This is a genomic window from Kiloniella litopenaei (assembly GCF_000982415.1).
Lineage (GTDB): Bacteria > Pseudomonadota > Alphaproteobacteria > Kiloniellales > Kiloniellaceae > Kiloniella > Kiloniella litopenaei.
The window spans coordinates 1-815 of sequence record NZ_LANI01000008.1 but is presented as its reverse complement, the minus strand read 5'-3'; the positions used below and the strand labels follow the sequence as shown (position 1 = coordinate 815).

At 45.4% G+C, this 815-nt stretch carries 1 tRNA gene and 1 rRNA gene; both read left to right on the top strand.

The annotated features are described in order from the left end of the window. Positions 1-98: 98 nt before the first annotated feature. Positions 99-214 (top strand): 5S ribosomal RNA (rrf, locus tag WH95_RS10275). 187 nt (positions 215-401) lie between these two features. After that, positions 402-478 (top strand) — tRNA-Met (locus WH95_RS10270). Positions 479-815: the final 337 nt, after the last annotated feature.

Sequence of the window (815 nt, the reverse complement as noted above, 5' to 3'; positions counted from 1 at the left end):
ACACTCTATCACCGCAGTGATAAATTAATGATGTCCAAAGGACATCGAAGACAAATCGGTCTAATCAATTCCAAATTCATACCTCTGTGTTTAAATGACCTGGTGACTATAGCGAGAGTCCCAACACCCGATCCCATCCCGAACTCGGCCGTGAAAACTCTCTGCGCCAATGGTACTGCATCTTAAGGTGTGGGAGAGTAGGTCGTTGCCAGGTCTTTTAAACACAGAGCAACTCTGTCAAACTATACTTCGCCTATCCAGGCTCGTTTCCTCACTACGTTCCGGACGCCTCAATGGCTTGCCTCACTAACGTTCGGTAAGGCAAATAACCTATCGCATCCAATTCGTACTAGAAACTAAACGGATCATAAGGGATAATGTCCCTTATAATATAACCCTAACGCGGGGTGGAGCAGCCCGGTAGCTCGTCAGGCTCATAACCTGAAGGTCGCAGGTTCAAATCCTGCCCCCGCAACCACCGAAATCAATTAAGCCTCTATCGCATATGCGGTGGGGGCTTTTTTGCGTCTGGAGGATCGTCTCAAGTGCAAATTTAGAGAAGTATTGTGAATTATCGTATAGATAGTTGGCTGATAATCAGATCCATATGGTCTGGCTTATTTTACTGGGCTCATAACACTCAAAATATGTGTAGCTTGGCCATTTGTATCAAACAAGGGCATCTCGCCAAAGCTTCTACTGATAAGTATGAGGATAGGTTGAATAAGTTGCAAGAAAGTAACACCAAATAGGCGAATTCGGTCCCATTGTTACAGACAATAAACTCCGGCCTGCGATGCAGGTCAATAAACCGC